Origin of the sequence: Epilithonimonas pallida (genome assembly GCF_900182975.1) — a bacterium.
In the GTDB taxonomy this organism is placed as follows: Bacteria; Bacteroidota; Bacteroidia; order Flavobacteriales; family Weeksellaceae; genus Epilithonimonas; species Epilithonimonas pallida.
The window spans coordinates 259332-286038 of record NZ_FXUO01000005.1; the positions used below are offsets into that span (position 1 = coordinate 259332).

The 26707-nt window shown below is 35.5% G+C and carries 25 protein-coding genes, 1 tRNA gene and 1 pseudogene; 25 read left to right on the top strand and 2 right to left on the bottom strand.

What is annotated here, in order from left to right; genetic code table 11:
• Window positions 1–303 precede the first annotated feature (303 nt).
• The 3 genes from QOL71_RS11680 to QOL71_RS17720 all read left to right on the top strand — a co-directional run bounded on the left by QOL71_RS11680 (window position 304) and on the right by QOL71_RS17720 (window position 970).
• Window positions 304–377 (top strand) — tRNA-Asp (locus tag QOL71_RS11680).
• Between the two features lie 210 nt (window positions 378–587).
• The gene (locus QOL71_RS17715; protein ID WP_417323516.1) at window positions 588–743 is read left to right on the top strand and encodes an IS1/IS1595 family N-terminal zinc-binding domain-containing protein; all 156 of its coding nucleotides are present in this window, start codon (window positions 588–590) and stop codon (window positions 741–743) included.
• A 53-nt stretch (window positions 744–796) separates the two neighbouring features.
• Window positions 797–970, top strand: coding sequence for a hypothetical protein (locus QOL71_RS17720; RefSeq protein WP_430395194.1), 174 nt, complete (start codon window positions 797–799; stop codon window positions 968–970).
• A gap of 395 nt (window positions 971–1365) precedes the next feature.
• Here QOL71_RS17720 and QOL71_RS11685 read toward each other — a convergent pair whose 3' ends face one another.
• Window positions 1366–2211, bottom strand: coding sequence for an AraC family transcriptional regulator (locus tag QOL71_RS11685; RefSeq protein WP_283417087.1), 846 nt, complete (start codon window positions 2209–2211; stop codon window positions 1366–1368).
• 121 nt (window positions 2212–2332) lie between these two features.
• Between QOL71_RS11685 and QOL71_RS11690 the strand changes: the two genes are divergently transcribed.
• The 19 genes from QOL71_RS11690 to QOL71_RS11775 all read left to right on the top strand — a co-directional run bounded on the left by QOL71_RS11690 (window position 2333) and on the right by QOL71_RS11775 (window position 23862).
• Window positions 2333–3562, top strand: a complete 1230-nt coding sequence (locus tag QOL71_RS11690) for an MFS transporter (RefSeq protein WP_283417088.1) — start codon at window positions 2333–2335, stop codon at window positions 3560–3562.
• 2 nt (window positions 3563–3564) lie between these two features.
• On the top strand, window positions 3565–5040 hold the full coding sequence (locus tag QOL71_RS11695) for a trehalase family glycosidase (RefSeq protein WP_283417089.1): 1476 nt from the start codon (window positions 3565–3567) through the stop codon (window positions 5038–5040).
• Window positions 5041–5071: 31 nt separating this feature from the next.
• On the top strand, window positions 5072–7747 hold the full coding sequence (locus QOL71_RS11700; protein ID WP_283417090.1) for a TonB-dependent receptor: 2676 nt from the start codon (window positions 5072–5074) through the stop codon (window positions 7745–7747).
• A gap of 17 nt (window positions 7748–7764) precedes the next feature.
• Entirely contained in the window at window positions 7765–8886 is a 1122-nt protein-coding gene (locus tag QOL71_RS11705; protein WP_283417091.1) for an alpha/beta hydrolase-fold protein, read from the top strand.
• An 84-nt stretch (window positions 8887–8970) separates the two neighbouring features.
• Entirely contained in the window at window positions 8971–10620 is a 1650-nt protein-coding gene (gene pafA / locus QOL71_RS11710) for an alkaline phosphatase PafA (RefSeq protein WP_283417092.1), read from the top strand.
• Between the two features lie 303 nt (window positions 10621–10923).
• Window positions 10924–12246, top strand: coding sequence for an erythromycin esterase family protein (locus QOL71_RS11715; protein WP_283417093.1), 1323 nt, complete (start codon window positions 10924–10926; stop codon window positions 12244–12246).
• A gap of 543 nt (window positions 12247–12789) precedes the next feature.
• A complete protein-coding gene (locus QOL71_RS11720) occupies window positions 12790–14247 on the top strand; it encodes a helix-turn-helix domain-containing protein (RefSeq protein ID WP_283417094.1) in 1458 nt (485 codons plus the stop codon).
• 275 nt (window positions 14248–14522) lie between these two features.
• Window positions 14523–15179, top strand: a complete 657-nt coding sequence (locus QOL71_RS11725) for a hypothetical protein (RefSeq protein WP_283417095.1) — start codon at window positions 14523–14525, stop codon at window positions 15177–15179.
• Window positions 15180–15274: 95 nt separating this feature from the next.
• Window positions 15275–19861: a hypothetical protein gene (locus tag QOL71_RS11730; protein ID WP_283417096.1), complete on the top strand. Its 4587-nt coding sequence runs from the start codon at window positions 15275–15277 to the stop codon at window positions 19859–19861.
• A gap of 85 nt (window positions 19862–19946) precedes the next feature.
• Complete coding sequence (locus tag QOL71_RS11735; protein ID WP_283417097.1) at window positions 19947–20480, top strand: hypothetical protein; 534 nt, start codon at window positions 19947–19949, stop codon at window positions 20478–20480.
• Between the two features lie 398 nt (window positions 20481–20878).
• Window positions 20879–21322, top strand: coding sequence for a transposase (locus QOL71_RS11740; RefSeq protein WP_283417098.1), 444 nt, complete (start codon window positions 20879–20881; stop codon window positions 21320–21322).
• A complete protein-coding gene (locus QOL71_RS11745) occupies window positions 21289–21576 on the top strand; it encodes a hypothetical protein (RefSeq protein ID WP_283417099.1) in 288 nt (95 codons plus the stop codon). The genes QOL71_RS11740 and QOL71_RS11745 overlap by 34 nt, the downstream gene beginning before the upstream one ends.
• Entirely contained in the window at window positions 21577–21783 is a 207-nt protein-coding gene (locus QOL71_RS11750; protein ID WP_283417100.1) for a hypothetical protein, read from the top strand.
• Window positions 21784–21800: 17 nt separating this feature from the next.
• Window positions 21801–22040 carry a hypothetical protein gene (locus tag QOL71_RS11755; RefSeq protein ID WP_283417101.1) on the top strand — a complete coding sequence of 80 codons (240 nt, stop codon included), beginning with the start codon at window positions 21801–21803 and terminating at the stop codon, window positions 22038–22040.
• 16 nt (window positions 22041–22056) lie between these two features.
• A complete protein-coding gene (locus tag QOL71_RS11760) occupies window positions 22057–22299 on the top strand; it encodes a hypothetical protein (RefSeq protein WP_283417102.1) in 243 nt (80 codons plus the stop codon).
• Window positions 22286–22621: a helix-turn-helix domain-containing protein gene (locus QOL71_RS11765; protein WP_283417103.1), complete on the top strand. Its 336-nt coding sequence runs from the start codon at window positions 22286–22288 to the stop codon at window positions 22619–22621. Before QOL71_RS11760 ends, QOL71_RS11765 begins: the two co-directional genes overlap by 14 nt.
• A gap of 45 nt (window positions 22622–22666) precedes the next feature.
• Window positions 22667–23035, top strand: coding sequence for an RteC domain-containing protein (locus QOL71_RS17670; protein ID WP_346772096.1), 369 nt, complete (start codon window positions 22667–22669; stop codon window positions 23033–23035).
• On the top strand, window positions 22998–23516 hold the full coding sequence (locus QOL71_RS17675; RefSeq protein WP_346772097.1) for an RteC domain-containing protein: 519 nt from the start codon (window positions 22998–23000) through the stop codon (window positions 23514–23516). The genes QOL71_RS17670 and QOL71_RS17675 overlap by 38 nt, the downstream gene beginning before the upstream one ends.
• 88 nt (window positions 23517–23604) lie before the next feature.
• Complete coding sequence (locus QOL71_RS11775; RefSeq protein ID WP_283417104.1) at window positions 23605–23862, top strand: helix-turn-helix domain-containing protein; 258 nt, start codon at window positions 23605–23607, stop codon at window positions 23860–23862.
• 21 nt (window positions 23863–23883) lie between these two features.
• On the opposite strand, the pseudogene QOL71_RS11780 reads toward QOL71_RS11775, so the two are convergent.
• Window positions 23884–24219 (bottom strand): annotated as a pseudogene (locus QOL71_RS11780) (hypothetical protein); the annotation flags it as partial.
• Window positions 24220–24903: 684 nt separating this feature from the next.
• Between QOL71_RS11780 and QOL71_RS11785 the strand changes: the two are divergent.
• The 3 genes from QOL71_RS11785 (at window position 24904) to QOL71_RS11795 (ending at window position 26705) form a co-directional block, all read left to right on the top strand.
• The gene (locus QOL71_RS11785; protein ID WP_283417105.1) at window positions 24904–25272 is read left to right on the top strand and encodes a helix-turn-helix domain-containing protein; all 369 of its coding nucleotides are present in this window, start codon (window positions 24904–24906) and stop codon (window positions 25270–25272) included.
• A gap of 96 nt (window positions 25273–25368) precedes the next feature.
• The gene (locus QOL71_RS11790; RefSeq protein ID WP_283417106.1) at window positions 25369–26124 is read left to right on the top strand and encodes an SDR family oxidoreductase; all 756 of its coding nucleotides are present in this window, start codon (window positions 25369–25371) and stop codon (window positions 26122–26124) included.
• 65 nt (window positions 26125–26189) lie between these two features.
• Window positions 26190–26705: a class I SAM-dependent methyltransferase gene (locus tag QOL71_RS11795; RefSeq protein WP_283417107.1), complete on the top strand. Its 516-nt coding sequence runs from the start codon at window positions 26190–26192 to the stop codon at window positions 26703–26705.
• Window positions 26706–26707 lie beyond the last annotated feature (2 nt).

The window sequence follows — 26707 nt, forward strand, 5'->3', positions numbered from 1 at the left end:
AATTTCAGAATCAATATATTTTAATTGACTAGTAAAAATGTTTAAGAATTTTATATTTGAGAATCTGGTATTTACAATGATTTTTCATGAGATTTAGTAAAACAATTTGCAAAAAATAAAAAAAGACCTATATTTGCACCAGTAAAAACAAACAATCTTAATCTTGTTTAAAAAGTGACCTATTCGGTGACCTAAAAATAAGAGAACGATATAAAGCTTATGGATAGGGAGTTTTTCAAATCAGAACAAGTCCCGTCCGGATCGCAAAAAAAGTTTTTACAATTTTAACTTTAAAAGAAAATTGATCCGGTAGTTCAGCTGGTTAGAATGCCGCCCTGTCACGGCGGAGGTCGCGGGTTCGAGTCCCGTCCGGATCGCAACTATTAAATCAGGTAATGGTACAGATATGGAGTTTTTAATTAACTTCATTGATTATCAATATCATAAAAGATATAATAAAAAAAACGATGTACATAGTGCATCGTTTTTTATTTTTGCCGACTAAAAAGCAAAATAGCGATCCCGGAATGTACTGTTCTTATATCAGATGGTTCAGATGTGGAGTTGTTAATTTACTTTAAATCATTATGAATAAACGGCGAAATCAATGTATTCACTGTAATTACAGCTACTGTATCAAGGCAGGAATAACATCACAAAATAAACAGCGCTATCAGTGCAAAAAATGCAAAAAGAAGTTTATTGGGAACTGTTCTTATCGTGCATATCATAAAAGATTTTAAAAATCGCTTCTAAAGTTGTTAAGCCACCAATCCCTCAGAATATTACAATCGAAATTGATGAGTTAAAAACGTATACTAAAAGTAAGCGGTGGGTAGTTGCAGCATATTGCAGGGAGACAAAGAAAGTAATTGACTATAAGTTTGGTAGAAGAACAACTAAAACAATTCAATATATTACTGATACTTTACTTTTTGCAAATCCAAAAAAATCTATAGTGATCGCCTGAATATCTACCCTAAACTAATTCCAAATAAACGAAGAGAGACCAATCACATTGAGCGGAAATTTCTTGATTTACTCATATAAAACGATTAGGAAGAAAGAGTATTAATAAGGCTCAAAAAGATAAATATACAGACGCTATATTGAGAATTTATTTTTGGGGGATTTCTCTTAATGAAAATAAGGGATCTAGAAGTTTGTCTTATTTGCATTAGGCTGAACTCTTGATTTTTTAATAAGTAAAATTCGTAATTTTGTATATCCAAGTATACAAATTACTGTATTTAAGCAACTACATATTTCAATGTACATCCATCTCAAATATATAAAATAGTAAAATTTAATAATATTTGTATTTACTGTATTTTGGGTACACTAAAAAGTATATTGCTCTCTAATTTACTTTAATCCGTTCGTAAATTCTGTAGGACTTTTACCCATGTATTTCTTAAAAGTTCTACCAAAATATGAAATACTGCTGTAGCCTGTATTATAACACGCTTCTGTAATGCTTTTACCTTCCATTAACAATTTACAAGCTTTTTCAACCCTGTATTGATTGACAAAATCTGAAAAAGTAATCTTAGTTGCTTTTTTGAAAAAATTACAGAATGCAGGTAAGGTAAGATTAGCAAGATCCGCAACTTCATTGATGTCAATCGGCTTATCATAATTTTTTTCAAGAAAGGTAAAAATAACTTGCAAACGTTCTTTATGTTTCGAGATAATTGTGTGTGGCATAACTTCTTTGTTCAGCAAAACATAATCTTTCTCCTCTGATAATTCGAACAATATATTCAGCAAGAGAATATACCTTTTTGAGTTTTCAGTTTCAAATAACTGAATAAGTTTAGGTAATATTTTTTTTTTCGTTTTAGAATTGAATAGTATTCCAAACTTAGACAACGCAATTAATTTTCTTAAAGCGGTAATCTCTTCAATTTCCCGAGGGAAAACTATAATTTCTTCTCGAAATTGAATTACTATTTCTTCATGGGGATCCAGAGAATTGATTCCAAATCCTGAATGAGGAATATTGGGCCCTATCAATACCAGATCCCCATTCATATAATTGCTTTTGTGATAACCAACATGTCTTGTACCGCTTCCTGATACTACACATATCAATTCTATCTCGGGATGGTAATGGTATTCCCATTTTAGTTCTTTTACAGCCACATTATTATGTAATGTTCTAAAAGAGCAGTTTTTATCCGGAATGATGCTTTCGTAACTTACTTTCATTACTTTAATAATTAATACAAACTAAATATACTATAATAATTAATACAGTGACAATAATGATTTATTATGTGAAATAATTGTAAACGCAATGTTAATACTTTTGTCACCAAGATTAAAATGAATGAAAAATTTTAGAATCAACATCATTCTGTTTTTAAATTACTTTGTTTTTGCAATTCTCCTGAATTCTGTGGGAACGGTGATTTTACAAATGCAGCAGAACTTCGGGATCTCAAAATCTTCAGCAAGCGTGCTGGAAGGTTTCAAAGACCTGCCGATTGCTATTTGTTCATTTATTCTGGCTTCATTTTTACCGAAGATCGGTATTAAAAACTCTATGTTGATCGCATTGCTTTTGGTAAGCTGTATGTGTTTTGTGATGCCCTTCGCAAATGAATTTTGGTTTTTTAAACTATTATTTACGATTGTCGGAGTTTCTTTTGCTTTAATTAAAATTTCCGTTTTCACATCCATCGGATTGGTGACGGATACAGATAAAGAGCATTCAAGTTTTATGGGTTATCTGGAAGGTTTTTTTATGATCGGCGTATTAATGGGAAATGTTTTATTCAGCTTGTTCATAGATGATCATAACCCAAAATCAACTGAATGGTTAAATGTATACTGGGCTTTAGGATGCATTTCAACACTGTCTTTTTTGTTTTTATTCTTCACAAAACTAGACGAACACGAAGCAAAAAGCGAGAAAACAGATTTGCTGGGAGATCTTAAAAACAGTGTGAGCTTATTCAGTTATAAAAAAGTCTTATTCTTTTTACTGTGCGCTTTCCTTTTCGTTTTGGTGGAGCAAAGTTTCCAGACCTGGACACCGACTTTTTACAAAGAAATTTTAAAAGTTCCTACCTCAATGAGCATTCAGGCGGGAGCGGTTTTAGCGGGAGCTTTCGCACTGGGAAGATTTTTATCAGGCTTTTTCTCCAAAAAATTCAGTTGGATTTATGTTGTTTCTTTTTGCGTGGTAGGTTTTGCAATAAGTATTTTACTGGTTTTACCTTTAACTCATAACATTAACATTGATACAACCACAACCTGGTTAAATGCTCCGTTGGTCGTGTATTTATTTCCTTTGATGGGCGGTTTGCTGGCCCCGATTTATCCAAGTATTAATTCGGTGATCTTAGCATCGATTCCGAAATATTTACACAGTGCAATGTCCGGCTTAATTGTGGTTTTCTCTGCAATCGGAGGAACGATCGGTTCGATTATTACAGGTTTTGTGTTTCAGGAATTCAGTGGACAACAGGCGTTCTACCTTTCGCTGATTCCGCTTTCACTGTTGATTATTTCGGCAATTTTCATGAATAAATTAAAAATAAATCCTAAAAAATAAAGATGAACAAACAGCTATACATAAATGAAATTCAGGCTCTTTTTGATGATGTGCAAAGATCACAGGTCTTTGAAGATCAGAAAATGATGACCGATGCGGTTCCGCTGTTTCCGATTGAAGAAATTAATGCAAAGTATGAAGCCGAAAAGCAATTTGAAAATTTTAATTTGAAGGAATTCGTGATGTCTAATTTCGATTTTTTAGGAGCTAAAATTTCTATTCAGAGAGAAGATCATCTGCCAATTGAAGAACACATCGAAAAATTATGGGATGAACTGACAAGAACTGCTTATGAAGAAAAAGGAACGTTGCTGAAACTTCCAAAACCTTACGTTGTTCCCGGAGGTCGTTTTAATGAGTTCTTCTATTGGGACAGTTATTATATTATGCTGGGCTTACAGGTTTCCGGAAGAGTGGAAATGATGGAAAATATTATTGAAAACTGTTCCTATTTAATCCAGAATGTAGGATTTGTGCCAAATGCAAGCAGAACTCATTTCTTAAGCCGTTCCCAGCCACCTTATTTTTCACTGATGCTGGATCTGCTTTTTGAAACGACGAAAGACGAAAATATTTACATCAAATATCACGATACTTTAGAAAAAGAGCATGCTTTCTGGATGAACGGAGCTGAAAAACTGGAAAACGGTTCGGCTGTGAAAAGAGTGGTAAAAACGATTCATGGAGATATTTTGAACAGATATTACGATGCTGAGAACGAACCCCGCCCTGAAAGTTATTTAATTGATATTGAAGACAGTGTAAATGCCGGGGAAGAATTTTACAGGAACATCAGAAGTGCCTGCGAATCGGGTTGGGATTTTTCCAGCAGATGGTTTGCAGACGGCGAAAATATACAGACCATTGAAACTTTGAATATATCACAGGTTGATCTGAATTGTCTTTTATGGCATTTGGAAAAAACATTGGCAAAATCTTCGGAAATTCAAAATTTAACAGAAAAAGAAAGCTATTACAAAAAAAGAGCTGAAAGCCGCAGGAAGAATATTGATATTTATTTTTGGGAAGGTACGATGTACAAAGATTTTCACTTAGGTAAAAATGAAAATACAGCTTCCGAAAGTATTGCTACACTATATCCCCTATTCCTTGAAATTGCTTCACACGATCAAGCTGAAATAACAGCAAAAACCATTGAAGAAAAATTACTGTATAAAGGTGGTTTGGCTACAACAACCAAACAAACTGGCCAGCAATGGGATTTTCCAAATGCATGGGCGCCTTATCAATGGCTGGGATTTAAAGCAATGAAAAATTATGGCTTTAATGATCTGGCGGATAAAATAAAAAATAACTGGTGCAAAAATGTAGAAAGAGTTTACAAAAACACTGGAAAGCTGATGGAAAAATATAATGTAGAGGACACCAATAGCATTGCAGGTGGAGGAGAATATCCGAATCAGGATGGATTTGGATGGACAAATGGAGTTTACTTAAAACTTAAAAACAACATTTAATAAAATTAAACAACATTTAAATACTACTGATATGAAAAACAAATCAATTCTTTTCATTGTGGGTATTGCGTCGCTCTATCTGAACAATGCTTATGCACAACAAAGCCAACAGGACTCTCTCAAATCAAAAAGCATCGACGAAGTGGTAGTTACCGGAGTTTTTGACAAACGTTTAAGAATGAATTCGCCGATTGCGATTTCAGTACTTAAAGCAGATGTTTTGGAAAAGCAGGTGGCTGTGAGTGCTCCCGACCTCCTGAAAAATGTTCCGGGTGTATATGTCAATTCTTCAAACGGGGAAATTAGAAACAGTGTTGCTTCGCGTGGGATTACCGTAGGAACACAGGATGGAAGTTTCGGTTACGAATATGTATCAATGCAGGAAGACGGCTTACCGATTACTAATACGACTTACTACAACTACGGCCCCGATTTCTTTCTTAGAGCAGATGCTACTATAGAAAGACTTGATGCTGTTCGTGGTGGTTCTTCTTCCATTACTACAGCAAATGCGCCTGGAGGAATTTTCAATTATGTTTCTAAAACAGGAGGAAAGAAATTAGCTGGTGAGGCACGATTCAGAACAGGACTTCAGGGGAAAAATAGTAATGGACTTTACCGTACCGACCTTAATATCGGCGGACCGTTAGCAGAAAACCTGTTTTTTAATATTGGTGGATTTTACCGTTATGACGAGGGAGCAAGATCTCCGGGTGCTTATCCTTTAAATAACGGTGGACAGGTAAAAGCTAACATTGTAAAAAAATATAATTCCGGATCATTAAAATTGTATGTAAAATATCTGAAGGACAGGAATGGTTATTCTATGGCCATCCCGACCAGAGGCTATGGCGATCCGAGACCTGCAGAAGGATTTGATAACAGTTCCTCTATCCTTTTACCGCCAGTCACTTATGATCAGGGGAATTTTGTGGAAGGTGGAAACCTACATTATGATTCCAGAAGACAGGTTGACAATACATACCGTTCCGTAGGACTGAACTGGGAGCAAAAATTAGGAAACGGTTGGAATCTTGACAATAAGATAAGAGTTTCCAATAACGATGTGCGTTACAATACTTCCACCAGCACATCCATTATTGCTGCAGATAATAAAGCTTTTTTCGATCTGTTCGGGGTAGGAACGGGAGCAGGAACTTTTACGTTCAGAGATCACAATACAGGTCAGGTATTATATAGCATCAACTCTGTAATTCCGACAGGAGGAAGCAATCCTGTATATACTGTAACAGCTAACAATCTTCCGGGACAAACGCTTAGAAACAATTCCGTATTCATTACACCGCTTCAGACCTATCAGAACAAAGTAAAAGAAGTCCTTAACCAGTTAACGATTACCAAGAAGTGGAGGAATATGAACTTCGCATTGGGAGGTTATTTAGGTTATTCCGATGTGGCGAGGGTTTCCGGCGGTGGTGGTGTAGCCATTACCACAATGGAACCAAATCCAAGAATTATCGATATGGAATTCAATGGGACAATTATGAATTTTAATGGAATTCCAGGTAGTAATCGAACCGGAACATTCCAGATGACAAACCCTGATGGAATGGCGCAGTTTGCAAGTAATAATGGTTCTCTGTTAGGGTTCTACGCCAAGCAAAGACAGATAGCAGGATTCTTTGGCCACACTTGGGATATTACTTCTGATTTAACCTTAGACTGGGGTGTTCGTTATGAAAGCCAGAATATCAAAGGGCACAATACCCGAGCTTATTTGAAATCTACTGCAGGTCCGGATGGAAATCCTCTCACGATGTATGATAATACAGTACTTAATTATCTGGAAACTGTAGATTATGATCGTACTTTGAACGCATTTTCTTATTCAGCGGCGGTTAATTATAGAATTAATACCAATTTATCTGTATATTCAAGATTCTCCCAGGGGAAGAAATCACCGGATTTGGATGTTTATTTTGCTGCAAACCGTAAAAGCACTATTGGTTTACTTGATCCGAGACAGCGTACCACCAACCAGCTCGAAGCAGGTCTGAAAGCAAAATATGATAAATTTGATCTTTTTGCAACGCCATTCTATAGCGTACTGAAAAAAGTGCCTTCCGGCGGATCTGCCACAATGCCGGCATCGGCGGGAGGAGGTTTCTATGCTTTGCCAACGTTGTATAATGATTACAGAACGATAGGATTGGAAATAGAATCCAACATACGACCTTTGGATTATCTGAGCATAAGAGCTGTGCTAACAGTTCAGAAATCTAAGATCACTAATGGAACTTATTGGGTTGTAAATAATCCGGGGCCAGATGATGATGTAGTGGCTTCTTTCACAGGAAACGAAACCGGAGCAACACCAAGATTGTTTTTCAACATTACGCCGACACTTAATTTGGGTAAATTCTATTCGCTTCTTACGTGGAACTATATGGGAAAACGACAGGCGAACAATGCCAATGCTTTTACGTTACCGGCGTTCTCAATGTTTGATTTCGGCGCAGGATATGAATTTACATCAAAAATGTCAGCATCAGTTAATGTAAATAATTTGTTCAACACCTATGCAACAATGAGTTGGACAAGACCAGGTTCTTATGCAGATCAAAGAGCACCTTTAGATAATTTCACACCTGAAATGTACCAGGCAGCAGAAAGTGCAAATATGCCGTATTTTACGGTAGCTAATCCGCCAAGATCTGTGTTTGTTTCGGTTACCTACAAGTTTTAATTGATAATATTAAAAATATGTTTAGAAAGATCATCTGCCTGATAATAATACTACGGACAGCTATCAGCATTGATGCTCAAAAAATAGTAAAGGGCAGTAATCTTATATTAAACCGGAACAGTATTGCTGTTGATAAAGCCAACCAGGTCAAGATAAGGTTTTATAAACCTACTGCTAAAAGCATTAAGCTGAAAGGCGGTGATGTTTTTTCAAATCTAAATATCCGTACACAAAAAGATGTGTACGGATATTGGAATATAATAACTTCACCCGTACCTATCGGATTCCATTATTTTTGGATAGAGGCGGATAATGAAAAATATCTAATTCCAAAACGTGAAAAGTATTTTGCATACAATTCATTTGTAAATGGTTTTGAAATAGATTCGGGTGAAGATTTTTTTAAAAACAAAAACGTTTCCAAAGGTAAGATCAGAAAACATAATTATTTTTCGAAAGGACTGGTAAAGAGAAATTATTATATGTATTATCCAGCCAATTTCAATAGTAAAAATGCTTATCCTCTTTTAGTTTTGTACCACGGAGCCGGTGAGGATAATACGGGCTGGATACATCAGGGTAGAATTCAATATATTTTAGATAACCTTATTGCTGAAAAAAGAATTGATCCTATAATGGTTCTGCTGGCTGAAGGAGATATCGAAAGAAACACAAATGCTGATATTGAAACTTCTACTTTGGAAAATATAGATTCTATTGAAAAGAATTTGACAGATTCTATTTTATTGCCATTAAAACAACGTTGCAATATTACACATTTTTATATTGCAGGTTTATCAAGAGGTAGTTTTCAGGCTTTAAAAATTAGTAATGATTATCCTGATATTTTTTCTAAAGTTGGGCTTTTCAGTCCTGTAATTTATGGTGGTAGCAAAGTAGATGATTTTAAATTACTAAATACATCCACATTTCAAAATCAATCATTTTTTATTGGGATCGGGAACAAAGAAAAAGAGAGATATTATCATTTCAAAAACTCACTTCAAACAGAACTGGAAAAACAAAATACCAATTTCAAAATGTATGAATCACAGGATACTTATCACGAATGGCTAACCTGGCGGCGTTGTCTGTACCAATTTTTAATTTGGCTTAACGAGAAACAGGTTGATAAATGACACTTCTCAAAAAATAGTGTTAGCATTAAATGTTGGCTATTATTTTAGAATCACTGTATTCTGATTTTTAATAAATTAAATTATATGTTTGATAAAACCATAAAAGTACTTTTTATATCTTTTGCTTTAACAGGATTAAATGCGCAAAAAAAAATAATTGGTACGATCAAAAAACCAAAGCTTGTAGTAGGAATTGTTGTTGACCAGATGCGCTGGGACTATCTCTACCGTTATGAAAAAAAATATCGTAAAGACGGCTTTAAAAGAATGTTGAAAGAGGGGTATTCTCTCAATAATGTTCATATTCCTTACATTCCTACCATAACTGCTGTTGGGCATACTTCAATTTACACTGGATCTGTTCCTTCAATTCACGGTATTATTGGGAATAATTGGCTCGATAAAGAAACCGGAAAAAGCGTTTATTGTACTGCGGATCCGAATGTAGCACCTGTTGGTTCTGATGACAGGAAAAATGGTAGTCATTCTCCCGTTAATTTATGGACAACCACAGTTACTGATCAATTAAGAATTGCTAGTAATTTCAGATCAAAAGTGGTAGGTGTTTCATTGAAAGACCGTGCTTCTATTTTACCTGCCGGGCATAATCCAACGGCAGCATTTTGGTTTGATGACTCTACCGGGAATTTTATTACCAGTACTTATTATATGAATGAACTGCCAAAATGGGTCAACGATTTCAATAATGAAAAGCATCCTGAAAAATTTCTGTCTAATGGCTGGAATACCATTTTACCAATAAATGAGTATACAGAAAGTACTCAGGATAATGTGTTATGGGAACAGCCGGTTGGAAGTGCAAAACAACCTGTGTTTCCTTATGAAAACCTGATGACAGATTATTCGAAGAACAAAGGAGTTATAAGAACAACTCCTTTTGGAAATACACTTACACTACAGTTTGCCAAGTCTGCTTTGGATCATTATGAATTAGGAAAAGGAGATGAAACAGATTTTCTGGCAATCAATCTCGCATCTACGGACTATATAGGGCATTCTTACGGCCCTAATTCTGTCGAAGTTGAGGATACTTATATTAGACTAGACAACGATCTGGCTGCATTTTTCAAAACGCTTGACGAGAAGATCGGGAAAAATAATTATTTGGTTTTCTTATCTGCTGATCATGGCGGGGCTAATTCGGAAGGTTTTCTTAAATCGAATAAGATACCAAGTGGTTTCTTTGACGAAGATCTGAAAAGATCATTAGAAGAGGAATTGCAAAAAAAGTATCAGTCTGAAAGAATTGTTTTAGGTATAGACAATTATCAGATTTATCTTAATGATGCTACAATAAATGAAAAAGGGTTAAATACAGAAAAGGTAAAATCAATAGTCATTGATTATTTAAATAAAAAACCAGAGATTTTATTTGCGTTTGACCTGAAAGCTACAGCAATAACTCCTATTGCTGAGCCATTAAAATCACGGGCTATTGCAGGCTACAACTGGAAAAGAAGTGGTGATGTACAAATTGTTCCACGTGATGGTATGCTTCCAAGTTATGCAAAAAAAGGGACTACCCATGGTGCGTGGAATTCCTATGATTCTCACATACCACTTATTTTTATGGGTTGGGGAATCAGAAATGGTAAAAGTAATACTGATTATTATATGACCGATATTGCTCCCACAATTTCAGCTTTGCTACATATCCAGTTTCCAAGCGGTAATGTTGGGAATCCAATCAGTGAAGTGATTAAAATTAAATAGATTTAAGATTTATATTTTTTATGCTGAAATGATGTTCTTTATATTATTAAGAGTGGGAGTCCTGTCATAAAAACTTTTTCTGGAGCAGATCTGAAGTGAAAGTTTGCCAACTATATTTTATAGGCTATACCATCAGGCATTTTAGTTTTTGAGATTGGAAATGTATTTACTAAAAAAATATCACTTTGTTTCTTAGAATTTTCTACATATTCACTACGTTGACATTGGTGCAATCTTTCGCTATTAACACCTTTATTAAACCATTTTTGTATATTTTTGCAAAAATCTAATATTCAAACTGAAATGAAAAATTTAAAATTGGCAATGCTCATGCTGGTTGTTCCTGTTTTAAACTTCGCACAGTCAAAAGTTACTGACTTTTCAAAGTTATATCTGGATGATTTATACAATAATAGTAGTAAGATAGGTTCTAGATCTCCCGATGATACAAATTTTGATGACCTCGAAGCTATCGGGAAATCAATAGGTGATGCAAGGATAGTGCTGTTGGGAGAACCCAGTCATGGAGATGGAGGAGCAATCTCAATGAAAACAAGATTAGTAAAGTATCTCCATGAAAAAAAGCAATTTGATGTTCTTCTGTTCGAAGCCGATTTATATTCCATCATGTTTGATGTCGCTAATTTGAAAGATCCATCAGGTATCGTTGCTTCATCCAAAGAAAATATATATACCTGTTGGTCTGAAAGTGCTGTCAGTCAGGATTTATGGAAATATTACACCCGTGAATTGACAGGTAATAATCCATTAAAAATAGGTGGATTCGATCCACGACATGCCGGGAAGTTTGCCAAAACAAAATTAATTGGAAACTTGACCGAGCTGGCGAAAACTACCGGTCATGATACCGAATCCAAAACTTACCGCTCTTTTATAAAAGACCTGGAATACATATTACAAAATGAGTTTCGCTCAAAGAAAGATTCTGTTAATGCCGGAAATTTTCATTCAGAAATCAACAATATTGAGGAGGCCGTCATGTTCAACGACAAAGAAAATAAGCTTCGTCAAATATGGCTCATTGAGATCAACAATATCAGGAATCTGTTTGATATGCTGATTGAGGGTAAAAACAGGGATATTTTAATGGCAAAGAATTTCATCTTTCTCGCAAAGCACGTATTCCCTGATCAAAAAATTATGGTATGGTCTCATAATAACCATAATGTTCTGGATGTAAATACGTATGCATCATTTGATAAAGATTTTGCAAAAAATTGGTATGACAACAACACCTACGAAGGGTTTACCTATTTTGGAAGTGACATCTTCAGAACGTTTGGAGATCAGATATACTCATTGGCGATAACTTCTGGTACGGGTAATTTTTCACCAAAATTTTTTGGGAACGATTATTTCCACGCAGATTTTACCAAAACAGCAAAGGTTCCCAAATCAGGAGAAGGTTCTTTGGAATGGTATTTAAACAAGAAAAAAAGTAATGTGCTCTTTATTCCTTTACCAAAACAGCAAGGTAAGCCAAGCGGCTATCCGTGGTTCTCTGCAAGATTGCTTGACCTGGGCTTCGAAGCAAAAATGGATTATACTTCTGCATTCAATGGAATAATATATGTGAATAAAACGGTTGACCTTAATGGACAGTGATCTAAATCAGTTCTATAAATTTTTGTAACTATATATTTCGATGTACTATTTCAAAAATATAAAATAGTCAAATGGCGATGGTCTATCAAATTTTTGTATTCAATCTAAAACCCATACTTTGCATAGGGATATTCTAGTACATTCAAGTATATAATCACCAAGTTAAAGGCAACTATATATTTCGACATACCATGTCAAAAATATAAAGTAGTAAAAAGCCAGCGATCAATCAAATCTTTGTATTTTAATTCTAAAACCAATACTACATAAAGATATTATCTAGTACATTTAAGTATATAATCACCATAGTTATCCTCTTGTCTTTTAATTCCAATGCACTAATTTGGATGAAAAAGCATATTTTTCGGAAAAAGTAAAATATGTTTTGATGTAAATTCCTATCTCTTGTTGTGCGTATGCTTTTGAAGACTGATATTTGAAAAAACTTTAACTGTTAATAATTTGGGGCTTGGATTTTTACTTACATTTTCTGTTTTTATAATAGTAAATTCCCGATTCTGACTAATATATATCTTAATAACTATGAAAAATCTTCTTATCCTGTTTTTCTTAATGTTTGCTTCATATACATTTGGGCAGTCAGCTGATAATTTATCTGATGAATATGAAAAATTAAAAAAAGAATCGAGTTCTTCACCTGAAGTAGTTATAAAAGAAGGAAGGTTTCTCAAAAAGAAGGCAATTTACGCAGGAGATTTAAAATTGGCCTCAAAAATTAGCTACAGTATAGGCTTTGCTTTTTTCCATACGGGAAATTCAGATTCGTGCATTCATTATTCTAATTCTGCGATAGAGTTTGCGGATAAAATAGATTATAAGGAAGGAAAAGCGTTGGGATGGCGTATGCTGGGAACTGAATATGCCAAAATAGGATTAGTGGAAAAAGCTAAAACAGCTTTTAATAAGGCTATCGGTTTTGTAGAAGGACAGGAAAATGATGAGGCATATTCAATAAAGGGTAAAGTCTACAGTTCGATGCTTTTACTTTATAATCCTGATAAGGAACAATCTGAGAGAGTTAAAACAGCACAAAGAGCAGCTTCTGCTTATAACAAAATATCTGATGTGTCGTCAAGAAGAGAATTACTGCCTACAGCCTATACGAACCTGAGTTATGAGTATGCAGCCACTAAGCAATTTGATTCTGCACATTATTATTTAAATAAAGCTTTGGAGCTTGCGGATATGAGCCAGCCTGTACATATGATTTTCATCTATCATCAGAAAGGAGTTTTGTTTTCAGAAGAAGGAAAACACACAGAAGCGATAATTAACTACAAAAAAGCACTCAGTTATTGTAAAAACAATGAGTTTTTTGATAAGAAAATGGAAATACTGGGAAGAATTTCTGAGAGTTACACCCAATTGGGAGATAGTAAAAATGCATTATACTATACGCAGTTGTATCAGGATATGTATAGGGAGAAATCTCAAAACGGAAAAGTAGTTGTTTCTAAAATTGAAAATGCAGTTTCAAAAGAAAATACAATGCTGGTTAAAAAAAATTGGATACTCATTTGTATATGTGTTATCCTGTCAGTTTTTATTGTTGCAGTTATAGTATGGCGAAAGAAAAAAGTTAAAGCCAAGAAAATGGAAACACAGGATATTAATATTAATAAGGAAACAGAAAATCATATTCTTAATAAACTGGCAGAATTTGAAGCTGAAAAAAAGTTTTTGGATAAAGAGATCTCTTTATATGTTCTTTCCAATCAATTTCAATGCAATTCAAAATACCTTTCAGTTGTTATAAAAAACCACAAAAGCAAAAGTTTTACAAGATATTTGAATGATTTAAGAATAGAATTCCTTGTAGATGAATTAAATAACACCAGGCATTTCAAAAACTACAAGATCAACCATCTTGCTGATATGGTGGGCTTCGCCTCCTATAATGCATTTATCAAAGCATTTCACGTTTATACTAACGAAAAACCATCAGATTATATCAATAAATTGAAGACTAAAGGGGATTAAAAATTATCAAGTTTCTATAATATTTGATAGTTTTTATTAATTCCGGGTTATTATTTCCGAAAAAATCACACCAGTTTTCTGAAATTATGGTTATTATAGAAAGTTAGATTATTGCTATTAAAAGGGGATGAAAAGGTTTTTTTGATTATTTTTTCAGAAAAAATAAATTTTTCTTTCATTTTTCTTCCCGATTACGGATAATCATCCTCTTTTTATAAGTATTTGAAAATATTAGGTTTGCATACCATCTGTGCTGCAGATAAAAAACAAACCAAGTGATTACAAAAAAACATAGAACACAAATTATTCAGCTACTTCCTGAAGTTCGGGCTAATGTAGCTGTTATTCTGTTTTTCATCATTTTATCGCAATGTTTTTATGGACAGATATATGTTAAGGGGGATGCATTTATCTATGTAAAAGATTCTTCTTTCTTTCATGCTGATTCAATTATTTATTTAAATACAGGTAAACATTTAACTCCAAAACCAGTAAATAAAAATTCTAAAATTTACATTCTCGAAGGTGCATTGGTTTATCAGCTATTGGAAAACAGTAATGCACAGATTGTTTATGTAAATCAACAGGCTTCAGAAAGCAATGGAAACCCGAAAAAGCTTATACCGGATTTGATAGCCCAAAAAGAAATAAAATCCTTGGGTAACTACAGTCATCAAGTATACAATTATCAATACAAATCAGCTACAGAAAGTAATATCATTATTCGACAGACCGAAAATATAATTGCCGTCCTCTCCGGTTCTAACACAAATCTAAAAAAACTTGATCTGGCATTGTCATTTTTAGAAAACACTTGCCTCTACATATACTCAGAATGTAGTAATACTAAAATAAAAACAATTCCCTATTTCCTAAATTTTCCATTTCTAAACACATTTAGGTCGAGGCCTCCTCCTTATTCTAAAACATAAAATTATCTGAATTTCAATCTTTTATATCTCTTTTTTAAGAGATACAGGATACTTATGTCTGTATTCTGAGAAAAATGAACAATTAATCATAACAAATGAAAAAAAATAATTTACAATTTTTACAACCATTCAAGCTTATACTTATAATAATGATGGTATGTAGCAGCAACTATCTTTTTGCTGATGGCTCTAAGGATCTTTATCCAAATGGAGTATCTGGATACCGTGCTTATTTACGTTCGGCTACCACCGATAATGGGTGGCTTTCCAGTTGGCCTTTTCCTAACGAAGGGACTCATTATGTGTATGCCGTTGCAGGTGAAACTATTACGCTGGCTTCCAGTGCACAAAATGGAGGTAACGGTCGTATTAGGATGTACGCTCCTAACGGAACAGAGGTCGTTAATAACACTAATAACGGGCAGATCAGTAACAGGAATGCCGAGTTGGCAGGGCCTCTCTATCCGGGAGAAGCTACCGGGGGAAACAGGTATGCAGCAATACAATACAGCGTTACCACAACCGGTATATACCGTGTACAATTTATTGCACGTGGTTTTTCCGAACCATTCAACACCACTATTAATGCTAATGGTACTTGGACTCAAGATAGCAGCAGCAATATTTATGCGTGGGATGTCTCTGTAAGAGATGCCGCAAATACAGTTTGGATACCGGGAAGGGTATATACCAATACTTTCTGTTTATCAAGCAGTGTGCAATTTCCCGAATCAAATGGTTTTTACGGAAAAATATATGTATTAACAAAAGATGGCTATACTTATAGGATTGATGGTAACGGCATCAATGGGATGTTCTTCCAGCTATTTGCTAACAATAACGGTTTTGTAAATTCGGTAACAGGTGTTCCTTTATACAAAAGTATGGCTGCTGTTAATGCGACTACATTAGCACAGATAAAAAATCCGAATACGGCAGATAATATGCATATTACTCACAAATTATTTTATACATTACCCGCAAACGACCTTCCAATATCTGCCACAGGAGCAGTTCCGGGTGGTTCTACCTGGGTAAAGAATGCCGTAGTATCTCCCAATGTTTCAGGAGTCGGTGTAGTAGGAGTGGAAGGAACGCCAGGTCAGGTTAGTAACAAAGGAGGCAATATTCAGTTTACAACAGCAGCCGCAGGTAGATACTCCATAACATTGGAAAGTACTGCTCTTCCAGCAGCATTTGTAACACGAATACTCACAGGAAATGCCTCGATAGGTGCAAATAATGTATTATGGGATGGTAAAGATGGGAATGGCAATGATCTTCCGGCAGGTAATCAACCTGTTAAAGTTTCTGTAAAAATGCAGACAGGAGAAGTGCATTTCCCGTTCTTTGACATTGAGTATAATAAGAATGGTATCAAAATTGAACTTTTGGATCACAATAATCTGAATAATGTTGTTTCGGATTTGATTTATTGGGATGATACTGATGTGCCTAACGGAACTGTAGGAACAAATCCAAGATCCTCAAATCCAAAAAACAATAGCCATTTACCCCCTACCAATAGTGCAGGTATCAGTAGTAATACTAACGGACATACATTTGGTGCAGGTGTTACCGGAACTGGAAATATGTTTGGTAATGATTCAGGTTTGGATACCTGGGCTTTTATAGAAAGTTCGCCTGTTGTGGTTAATACAAATGTAGAAGTAAAAAGTGCCGACCTTAAAATTTCTGAAATTACTCCTAATAAAACTTCTGTTGCAGCAGGTGATAATCTTACGTATACTATTAAAGTCAAAAATGATGGACCTAGTAATGTATCAGGAGCTCCTTTTACATTTATAATACCCATTGGATTTGATCCGCAGTCGTTTACATTTGCAGGGAATGGATGTGGGAGCCAGGCTGTTGCGCTAACCTACAATGTAACTACACGTACATATTCTTCTACATTGAATCTGCCTAACGGATGTGAGATCACATACAGCATCACATTGATTGCTAATGCTGCTATAACTCCTGGAAGCAAACAGGTACAGGCAACCATTCTTCGTACCAATGATATAACAGATCCTGATGCTACCAATCCTAATCCGGCTGTGCCACCAACAGATGCTCAATATGAATGTACAAACAATGGGCTTGGTGGGAGTTGCAATAATATTTTAACGAACAATATTGTGACAGTTTCTGGAGGTGGAGGTACTACCGGAGCCTGTAATCCAAACACATTTTTAAACAGCAGCGACTCGAATACATTGTATTATGACAATATTGTTTCGTCTTTTCACGGTACAATAGCGAGAGAGACGGATGGTACTGTCAAAATATGGGGCGAAGACACTAAGCCGGATGGTGACACAGATCAGTTAGTTCCTACAGCTCTTACACCAGCTAATGGCTACAATTACACCGGTACTATCCTGCACTTTACAGCAGGTAGTAATGGAGCTATATCTGGAGCGCCGATGCAATATGCCATACTTACCACGGATGGATTATGGGTTTGGGGGCGTAATGGTGCGGATCCTAACGGAGGAAATGCAGGAGCATTATTAAGCGATGTATTAAAAGGAGGTACCTTAAACGGTTCTCCTACTAATAGACGATTTGCTAAAGTGACTATCAATGGACAAGCTAACGGTATGCCTTCTGGGATAGTACCTACCGATGTTAAAATGATGTTTGGCACTTATGGAGCATTGGCGATAGTAACCAACAACGGAGATGTTTATATGCTGTCTTTTGCAAATAACAGAAATGGAAATGGGGCAGTTTCCAATACTGGTACTGTGTGGAATAGAGTAAAAACAGGTGCTGGAGCAACAGATTTTTTAACCAATGTGGTTGCAGTTAGAGGCTCTACTTGGGGGATGATAGCATTGACCAATGACGGTAAACTATACACTTGGGGACAGCAAACCTATTTAGGAAATGGTACCGCTCAAACCCAGAGGCTGTATGCTACAGAAATGCCAAATTTACCGGTTACTCCCAAAATGATTGGTATGACAGCTCACGATAGTGGTGGCTCAACTTATTATTTGTTAGGTACAAATGGACGTCTATATAGTTTGGGGAATAATAATTACAGGCAATTAGGCGACTTTACTACAACAGCGAGAACCAGTTGGGTACAGGTACATAAACCTAATGCTATTGTTGGGGGTAGTACAGATTCTGGTACTTTTATGGACGACATTGTGTGGATCAGCCCGAATGAGCACGATAATTATAATATTGCGAGTGTAAGTGCTATTTCCAGCTCAGGTAAATTATATTCCTGGGGAAGAAACAGCAGTATGATGATTGGAGGTACGGCAAACAGTACAAACTATGACCCTATTTATATGCCAGGGGGCTTAAATGCCACAGATGTAATAATGGCAGTAGAAATCGGCGGGCATACATCTATTGCGGTGAAGCAATGCAGTCAAAGATATGGCTATGTAGGACATAGGACTAATGGAAGTATGGGAGACGGCACATCAGTAGATGCCACGGAAAACACATACAACTTTACTAATACAGGTATTCTAAATCTGTGTGGCGCTATTGGAGTACCATCTGCTCCAACCGTTCAAAACCTGAAAATTTGTTCTGGCAGTACAGCAAACTTAGCTAATGCACATACATCTGCTTTACCGTCTGGATATACTTTGGAATGGTACACGAGCTCCACAATGATTCCGGCAAACAAAGTAGCAGATCCCACAACTGTAACAGCAGGCACTTATTATGCATTTTATGTATCATCGCTTGCTAACTGTGGTACCCCAGCTGCATCTAATCCTGTTACTGTCTCTTACTATACAGCGGCAGACCCGGAATATGCGAATTGTAATAATACTGCTGAAATTTGCACAAAATCTGTTTCGGGAGAATCATTTTCGTGGAACTATAATGGGAATGCTCCAAGCAATCCTGTAACCCAAACGTTCACACAACCTGCTGCCAATTATGGATTTATATTGGATATCTATAGTTTAGATAATTCTTTTAATATGGATATCAACGGGACTTTGCTGGCACCGCAGGAAATGCAGTTCAGTACTTCTGCCCAGTCTGCTCCCAATATCCGTTTCAAGGCAGACGGTGCGCAGTGGCAGATAGGCAGTGTTCCTGCAATATGGATGATGAATGGTACTGCTTCCAGCCCTGTTATCAGGGTGCAGATAAGTCCTGCAGGAAGTGTGAAAATGTACGGTAAAAGAAGTGATAACGCAGCTTTGGAGGAACTTGAATTATTTGATCCTGTTACAACCAATGTTATGAGTTTTAATACAATAGTTTGGAACACCGCGAGTAGCAATACTGTAATTGCTACACAAACAGTTGTTGGCCCTACAAAACTGTCCGGTTACGGTTATGGGCTCAATACAGTTCCTTGTGAATGTATAAAACCTGGCATGCCGGGAACTCCTGATGGCTATACTAAGGTGGGGGTTCTTACCAAAGCCGGCATTACCAACAAAACGGGTAATATCAGCTGGCCGGAAAATGTACCGAATGGGCACATCGTAATGGATAGTGCGGAAAAAGGCTTCGTGATTACCCATATGACGACTGTTCAGAGAGATGCTTTAATTGCCATAGATGGGATGTTGATCTATAATACAGATCTTCAATGTGTTCAAATGTACAGAGGCGCTACTACGCCGGTAATCGAACCTTTACGTACTGGATGGAACTGTATAAAAAGAGGTTGCAACGAATAAAAACGTGTTATTAGTTGGAAGGTTAGAGTTTGTCAGGATTAAAAAATGACAGGCTCTGCCTTTTACTTCACTTTAAAAATAGAAAATGAAAAAATACATCATAGCATTATCAGGTGTTTTTATATTCCTGATAGTACAGAAAACAAAAGCGCAGGTCGCTATAGGCAAGCAAAACATTACCAACAGCAGTGTTTTGCTGGAATTTGGCACGGAAAATAAAGGAATCATATTACCGTCGGTAAACACGGCTCCGGGAGCATCAGGAGGAACTTTTATTTTTAACACAACAAAAAAAGCAGTGGAAGTCTGGGAAGGAAAAAACAACGGTAACCTGGGAGATTGGACATTATTGACTGATGAAAACCAAGGTGTAAATCATTCTTTTTCAAATACAGGGGCTGATGTGATTTCGAATCCCGCGGGGGTCATTATAGGCGCCGATATCACAGCTAAACCGGGTGTATTGGTTTTAGAATCCACAACCAAAGCCCTGGTGTTGCCTCAGGTAGCAAATCCTCATCAAAATATTAAAGGAACAATTGCAGGAACAATGGTATATGACACCACAGCAGATATGTTAGCGGTATATGACGGGGCAAACTGGAGCTATTGGAAATAAGTAATTACAAATAATTTAATAACTGAAGCCCCCCATTTTCATAACCAAAAATAAAACGAATGATGGGAAAGAATTGTTTCGGGGGTTTCTTTATTAAAATTGTATGTGATGAAATTAAACCCTTCATTTAAGTTGAAATTTGGTTCATTCATTTTCCCGAATATGTATCTTGTTTTTTTTGGAAGCCTGCTTCTATATCCGGTATTTTACAACGGATTTTTAAAAGAATGTAAATGATGGAAAACATCCGAAGGATATCTTTCACGCTCGTTAGTCGTGAAAGGTATTTTCGGATATATTTCTAAACTCTCGTAAGTAAGCACACCGAACACTGATTCAAAGGTGTTCAAATTATATAGTAATCACTATGCTTATGCAGAAAAATTAATAATAATTCTATGATTGTAGATTTAAAAAACATTAATATCGGTGATGTCATACGTAAAGGTGTGGAAGAATCAGGTATTAGTGTCCAGCGTATATCCAATTTTTTTCAATGCAGTGAACGGGATATTGAACAGATGTATCAATCCGAAAGCCTGGATGTGAAACTCCTTTTAAGATGGAGCAAACTTTTAGAGTATGATTTTTTCAGGCTTTATTCACAGCATTTGATATTATTTGCGCCACCTGCAGTAATCGAAAAATCCGAAAATCAGCAAAACAAAAAAAAGTTATTGCCACAGTTTCGTAAAAATCTTTATACAAGGGAAATTATAGACTTTATTCTTGAACAGATAATAACAGGAGCAATGACCAAAAACCAGATAATGGACCGTTACAGAATTCCCAAAACAACTCTTTACAAATGGATAAGCAAATACGGAAATTTAAAAAAATAGTTAGTACATACCTATATCTGCAAAAAGAAAATATCAGCAAAATCTGGGGAAAACCTTCTCGGCATTCGGATAACGAAATCTGGTTTTATCCTGCTCCTTTCTGGAGTATTTTCAGAGATGAAGTCATTTTTATTTTTGATGAAGATATAGTGGTTGATGTTGCTATTATCCGGTATTTCCTGTGGAAAGAGTACCAATATATTTTTTATTATGAGAATGAAACTCCTGAATATAAAATATTTAGAAATTTTTAAATGAATGCTAAGAATGAAAAATATATCGGAAAAACACTGGAAGAACTAGAAAGTATTTTTGACTGTTCTGCGAAATGGATATATAAAAATCAGTATGAAATCATAATGAAAACTTACTTTTTTGGGCTATTTCAAAAAAAGCTATATGTAAAGTGTTATAACAATGGTGTAGTTTGGGATTTTTATTCCAGAACAGATATCATGTAAATACACAAAATTATTCTATGATGAAAAAAAGAAAAAATAACGAAAGAAAAATAGAGCATTTATCACTTGTAGGAAAAACAAAATCTGAAATCATAGATCTGCTGGGAGATGATTTCAATTTTTATCCGGACGATATCTGGTATTACATAATATCTAAGACCTGGTATGGAAGGAAAAAGATTCTTTACATAGAATTTGAAGATGATATTGTGATACGTAAATCAATCGTATCTATGTATGGAAAAATAAAGAAATAATAATCCAGGGAATAAAATGGATATAAACAGCAGCAATTTTGAGGTTTTTGAAAAAGAAATCATTGGGAAAACCCGGGAAGAAATAGAAGCCTTTCTGAAATTCCCATTAGTGAGCAAGTGTGACGAACAATATATCTATATCATTAAAAGGCGTTTTTTCGGGCTTTATAAAAAGAGGCTTTACCTATATTTTATAGAGGAAGAGTTAGGGACTATTATATTGGTATTGGATAGAATCAAAATATGTGATAAAAAGTAAAAGAATGGCTAGACCAGATTACAAGAATATTTATTTAGATATCCTTCAGAAAAAATATCCTCATAAAAAAGAAGAGTGTAGAATTTTGCTTAGTAAAGAAAATTTATCCGTTTTAAATATTATTGAGCTCAATCAAAGAATTTTCGGAAAGGACAAAGAATCCATGCAATTCAATCAAAAGCATCGCTCTTATAAAAAGTCTGATATCCTCAATATTTTGGATTACCAGAAAAAATATAAACTTAATAACTGCGAACTGGCAAATCATTTTAAATTAAGCAGGAATACAGTGGCTAAGTGGAAAAAGATGTTTTTAGTTTAATACAGGGAGGCTGCTAAGTCTCCTTTTTTTAATGATAAAAAACAAATGATTAACAACATAGGACGAGTACTCCACAACCTTACGGAACAACTTAATTTTATTGATCTGGAGGTAGATGATACAGTTCTAAAATGCGAAAGATCTCTATGGATAATTATTCAGTCACTACAAAAAGTAAAAGCTTTAGTTTTAAAGATCGGCTTCAAATCTGAAGATGAAGAGATACTTTTTTTCAAGGAAGTGAAGCCCCAGTTTACTTCGAAGAGAATTTATTACAATTCAGTTTATAGAATAGAAATGAAGAAACCTTCCGGAAGTGGACGGATTATAAAAAAATATTATAATAATGAATTGGAAAAGCTGAAACGATTTTTTGATGACAACCTGGATTTTTTACAAATATTATCGAACTAAAAGTACCTATTTAGATTATAAATATTTTGTAAGAGGCTCTTTTGATATCAAACAAAGCCTTGATAATTTTTATTATGAAGCAGACCCCAATTTCACGACTTCACACGATTTTAAAATTGCAAAAATTCTTGTCCACGACCTGCTGCAACTATATCTGGAAGACAGATTACTAACTTTAGATAGAAAAAATCACAAACTGAATACCCAACGCAACCCCAACGCAAAACTGGTATGGACGGGCTCCAAAATAGCACTTACAGAGTTATTGTATGCATTACAGACGGAGGGCGTTTTCAATAATGGTTCAGCAGACCTTAAAATAATTGCTGATTTTTTTGAAGAAAATCTGGATATAGATTTAGGACAATACCGCCGGAGTTTCTTGGAAATAAGGGCAAGAAAAGAAAACCGGACAAAGTTTTTGGATACCTTGAAAAATAATCTTCTCAAAAGAATGGATGATACCGATGAATCTTTTTGATAAAATTTCATACCCAACGCGACCTCCGTTGTGATTTAAAACCATTCAAAACCCACAATTTTGAAACCATAATCTTAAAACTAAAATTATGGCAGTCAACATCATCACTAAAGAAGACCTTCAGGAATTCAAAATGGAATTATTAGAAGAAATCAAAAATTTATTCCATATCAAAACCACAGAACAAAAATTGTGGCTGCGCTCTTCAGAAGTCAAATCGCTTCTGAAAATCTCCTCCGGAACATTACAAAATCTCCGTATCAGCGGAACATTAAGATATTCCAAAGTCGGCGGAACACTGTATTACAATTATCAGGATATCGAGAAAATGTTGAATCAGAAATAGTTTGTTATGAATTACATTCGACTCAGCTTCGCCGTCGATAACGTTTCTTAGTCCTCTTGGATTGGTAGCATCCATCTGGATAACCTTTACCATTTCTTTGGTCAGTCTGCTTACCATTTTGCTGTCATTTACGTTCTGCAAAAGCTGTTTAATAGAATTTCGCAGAACTTTCCCTGCTTTTCCAGCACGCCCGAATTCCGCTCCGTTTTCTCTGGTTCTTTGAAAGGCGGGATCGGTTCTTATTCTCTCCGCGGGGATTCCGCCTTTCTCTCTGGCTAAATAACCATCTTTAGACTTATAGAAGGTAATACCTCCGATCGTTCCGTCGAGTTTGATAATACTTCTTTGTCTTGCCATTATTTTACTTTTTATTAGATTGATTTCCGGATGTTCAGAGGTACATCCGCCCAAACCTTGGTGAATTCACAAGACAAAATTTCATAAAATGCAGATTCAATACAAGTTTAGGTGCCGCTACAGACCTATTTTGTCGAAATGGTAAGAAGTTTCGTTTTGGGAAAGAAAAAGAATTATTTTACATTTGTATAGTCACCGCAGAATCAGTATAGTAACTCCCAACCAAAAGTATGGATAGAGTATGAAAAAGAGAATGCAGCGACTTTGTATTTACCCAAAAGACGTTCAGAGAATTACAGGGCGTAGTGAAAGGTATAGTCGTAACCTAATCCGTAAAATTATGATAGCTCTGAACAAGCAGGAGCACCAGTTTGTTTCTGTTCAGGAGTTCTGCCAATTCACCGGTCTGGAATACGAAAATCTAAAAGAATTTATCACCGATTAACCTTGTTGTTTATTGCATAGGTCAAGGATTTTCTTTAAATTTGAGTAGTCATAAGATGTTACAAATTGTAATAAAATAGGAGGGGGAGAATTAGGAGTCTTTAAAAAAATCGCTTACGCAAAGTACTATAAATAAAGGCTGATTTGAAAACTGATAAGTCCCGTCCGGATCGCAAAAACAGTCCTTATATATTAATAAGGACTGTTTTTTTATATATTTTATTAATAAAGCACAAATGAATGGAAAAAAAAATTCAAACCAATTCCCGAAGTAAAGAAATTACATTACAATATTTTCAATTTTTAGATCAGCATATCTCAGATGTTGTTGAAGGGAAAGCTTCAGAGTTTATGGAACTTAATCAGATTGCTTCCGGACTTGCCATTTCCCACCAACACTTGACGGATACGATAAAAAAAGAAATGGGTAAGCATCCTTGCCATTTTTATGATGAGAAAATCATTTCTAAAGCTAAAGAATTATTGAAAAATAAAGAAACTTCTATTGCACAGATTTCATTATCACTGACTTATGATCCCTCTAACTTTTCAAAATTTTTCAAAAAATGGACTGGGATAACTCCGGGACAATTCAGAAAAACAATGTAATGATTTCCGAAATTATTCTAACATCCGAAAAGTTCACCATGCTTTAATAACTGTAAATTTTCATATTTGTATTGTTAACAATTAATAATAAGTAATATGTCAAAACACGATGTGAAAGGGAAAGTGGTCCTTATTGCCGGAGGTGGTAAAAATCTTGGAGGATTATTAAGCAGAGACTTTGCTGCTAAAGGTGCAAAACTAGCAATTCATTACAATAGTGAGGGTTCAAGAGCAGAAAGCGAAAAAACTTTGGCCGACGTTCAGGCTTTAGGTGCAGAAGCTTTTTTATTTCAGGCTGACCTTACGAAAGTTGAAAACATAACTAAATTCTTCGACGAAACCATCAGTAAGTTCGGAACTATTGATATCGCTATCAATACGGTTGGGATGGTATTGAAAAAGCCTTTTACAGAAACTACAGAGAAAGAATACGATACAATGTCTGATATCAACTCGAAGGTGGCGTATTTCTTCCTGCAGGAAGCTGGTAAAAAAGTAGCTGATCACGGGAAAATCTGTACGATTGTAACGTCTCTTCTTGCGGCTTACACAGGTCTTTATTCTACGTATGCTGGAATGAAAGCACCAGTAGAGCACTTCACAAGAGCGGCTTCTAAAGAATTCGGAGCCAGAGGTATTTCTGTAACAGCAGTTGCGCCCGGACCAATGGATACGCCATTTTTCTATGGTCAGGAAGCTGATGATGCTGTGGCTTATCACAAGTCTGCTTCCGCATTAGGTGGTCTTACCGATATCAAAGATATTGCCCCATTGGTAGAGTTTTTAGTAACTGACGGATGGTGGATCACTGGTCAGACTATTTTCGCTAACGGCGGATACACGACGAGGTAATAGAGTATTCATAAGCTCTTTCAAAGTTGGGAATTGGAAAAGCTTCAATTCCCAATTTTTATTTTATGGAGATCGGCGAAGCTAAATTATTGCTACCAGAATTGACCTCAATCCGGCCTGAAATATGGGCAGACTTAGGTTGTGGAAGCGGAACTTTTACTTATGCCTTGGCCGAAAAATTATCAACGGAAAGTAAAATACTTGCTGTTGACAGAATTCGACAAGAATTTTCAGAACGTTATCATCAATCAAAAATTGATTTTAAACAGGCCGATTTTGAAAATAATGATTTGAATATTCCTTCTCTGGATGGGGTTCTTTTAGCCAATGCACTGCATTTTGTAAAAAATAAGGTAAGGTTAATTCAAAAGCTGGAAGGATATTTTGAGCAAGGAAACGGAAGATGGATCATTGTAGAATACGACCATTCGGTTCCGAACCAGTGGGAGCCCTATCCAATTCCTTTTGTTCAGTTGAAGTTGTTATTCAGTCAATTTGGTTATTCAAAAATTGAAAAAATAGGCGAAAGAAAGTCTGTTTTTGGCGGAACAATGTATTCGGCTTTCATTACTAAAACTTAAAA

What these genes read in the sequence shown, in the direction of transcription:
- QOL71_RS17715 (WP_417323516.1), top strand. Translation starts at nt 588, where the DNA reads ATGAATAAACGGCGAAATCAATGTATTCACTGTAATTACAGCTACTGT.
- QOL71_RS11685 (WP_283417087.1), bottom strand. Translation starts at nt 2,211, where the DNA reads ATGAAAGTAAGTTACGAAAGCATCATTCCGGATAAAAACTGCTCTTTT.
- QOL71_RS11690 (WP_283417088.1), top strand. Translation starts at nt 2,333, where the DNA reads ATGAAAAATTTTAGAATCAACATCATTCTGTTTTTAAATTACTTTGTT.
- QOL71_RS11695 (WP_283417089.1), top strand. Translation starts at nt 3,565, where the DNA reads ATGAACAAACAGCTATACATAAATGAAATTCAGGCTCTTTTTGATGAT.
- QOL71_RS11700 (WP_283417090.1), top strand. Translation starts at nt 5,072, where the DNA reads ATGAAAAACAAATCAATTCTTTTCATTGTGGGTATTGCGTCGCTCTAT.
- QOL71_RS11705 (WP_283417091.1), top strand. Translation starts at nt 7,765, where the DNA reads ATGTTTAGAAAGATCATCTGCCTGATAATAATACTACGGACAGCTATC.
- pafA (WP_283417092.1), top strand. Translation starts at nt 8,971, where the DNA reads ATGTTTGATAAAACCATAAAAGTACTTTTTATATCTTTTGCTTTAACA.
- QOL71_RS11715 (WP_283417093.1), top strand. Translation starts at nt 10,924, where the DNA reads ATGAAAAATTTAAAATTGGCAATGCTCATGCTGGTTGTTCCTGTTTTA.
- QOL71_RS11720 (WP_283417094.1), top strand. Translation starts at nt 12,790, where the DNA reads ATGAAAAATCTTCTTATCCTGTTTTTCTTAATGTTTGCTTCATATACA.
- QOL71_RS11730 (WP_283417096.1), top strand. Translation starts at nt 15,275, where the DNA reads ATGAAAAAAAATAATTTACAATTTTTACAACCATTCAAGCTTATACTT.
- QOL71_RS11735 (WP_283417097.1), top strand. Translation starts at nt 19,947, where the DNA reads ATGAAAAAATACATCATAGCATTATCAGGTGTTTTTATATTCCTGATA.
- QOL71_RS11740 (WP_283417098.1), top strand. Translation starts at nt 20,879, where the DNA reads ATGATTGTAGATTTAAAAAACATTAATATCGGTGATGTCATACGTAAA.
- QOL71_RS11745 (WP_283417099.1), top strand. Translation starts at nt 21,289, where the DNA reads ATGGATAAGCAAATACGGAAATTTAAAAAAATAGTTAGTACATACCTA.
- QOL71_RS11750 (WP_283417100.1), top strand. Translation starts at nt 21,577, where the DNA reads ATGAATGCTAAGAATGAAAAATATATCGGAAAAACACTGGAAGAACTA.
- QOL71_RS11755 (WP_283417101.1), top strand. Translation starts at nt 21,801, where the DNA reads ATGATGAAAAAAAGAAAAAATAACGAAAGAAAAATAGAGCATTTATCA.
- QOL71_RS11760 (WP_283417102.1), top strand. Translation starts at nt 22,057, where the DNA reads ATGGATATAAACAGCAGCAATTTTGAGGTTTTTGAAAAAGAAATCATT.
- QOL71_RS17670 (WP_346772096.1), top strand. Translation starts at nt 22,667, where the DNA reads ATGATTAACAACATAGGACGAGTACTCCACAACCTTACGGAACAACTT.
- QOL71_RS17675 (WP_346772097.1), top strand. Translation starts at nt 22,998, where the DNA reads ATGACAACCTGGATTTTTTACAAATATTATCGAACTAAAAGTACCTAT.
- QOL71_RS11775 (WP_283417104.1), top strand. Translation starts at nt 23,605, where the DNA reads ATGGCAGTCAACATCATCACTAAAGAAGACCTTCAGGAATTCAAAATG.
- QOL71_RS11785 (WP_283417105.1), top strand. Translation starts at nt 24,904, where the DNA reads ATGGAAAAAAAAATTCAAACCAATTCCCGAAGTAAAGAAATTACATTA.
- QOL71_RS11790 (WP_283417106.1), top strand. Translation starts at nt 25,369, where the DNA reads ATGTCAAAACACGATGTGAAAGGGAAAGTGGTCCTTATTGCCGGAGGT.
- QOL71_RS11795 (WP_283417107.1), top strand. Translation starts at nt 26,190, where the DNA reads ATGGAGATCGGCGAAGCTAAATTATTGCTACCAGAATTGACCTCAATC.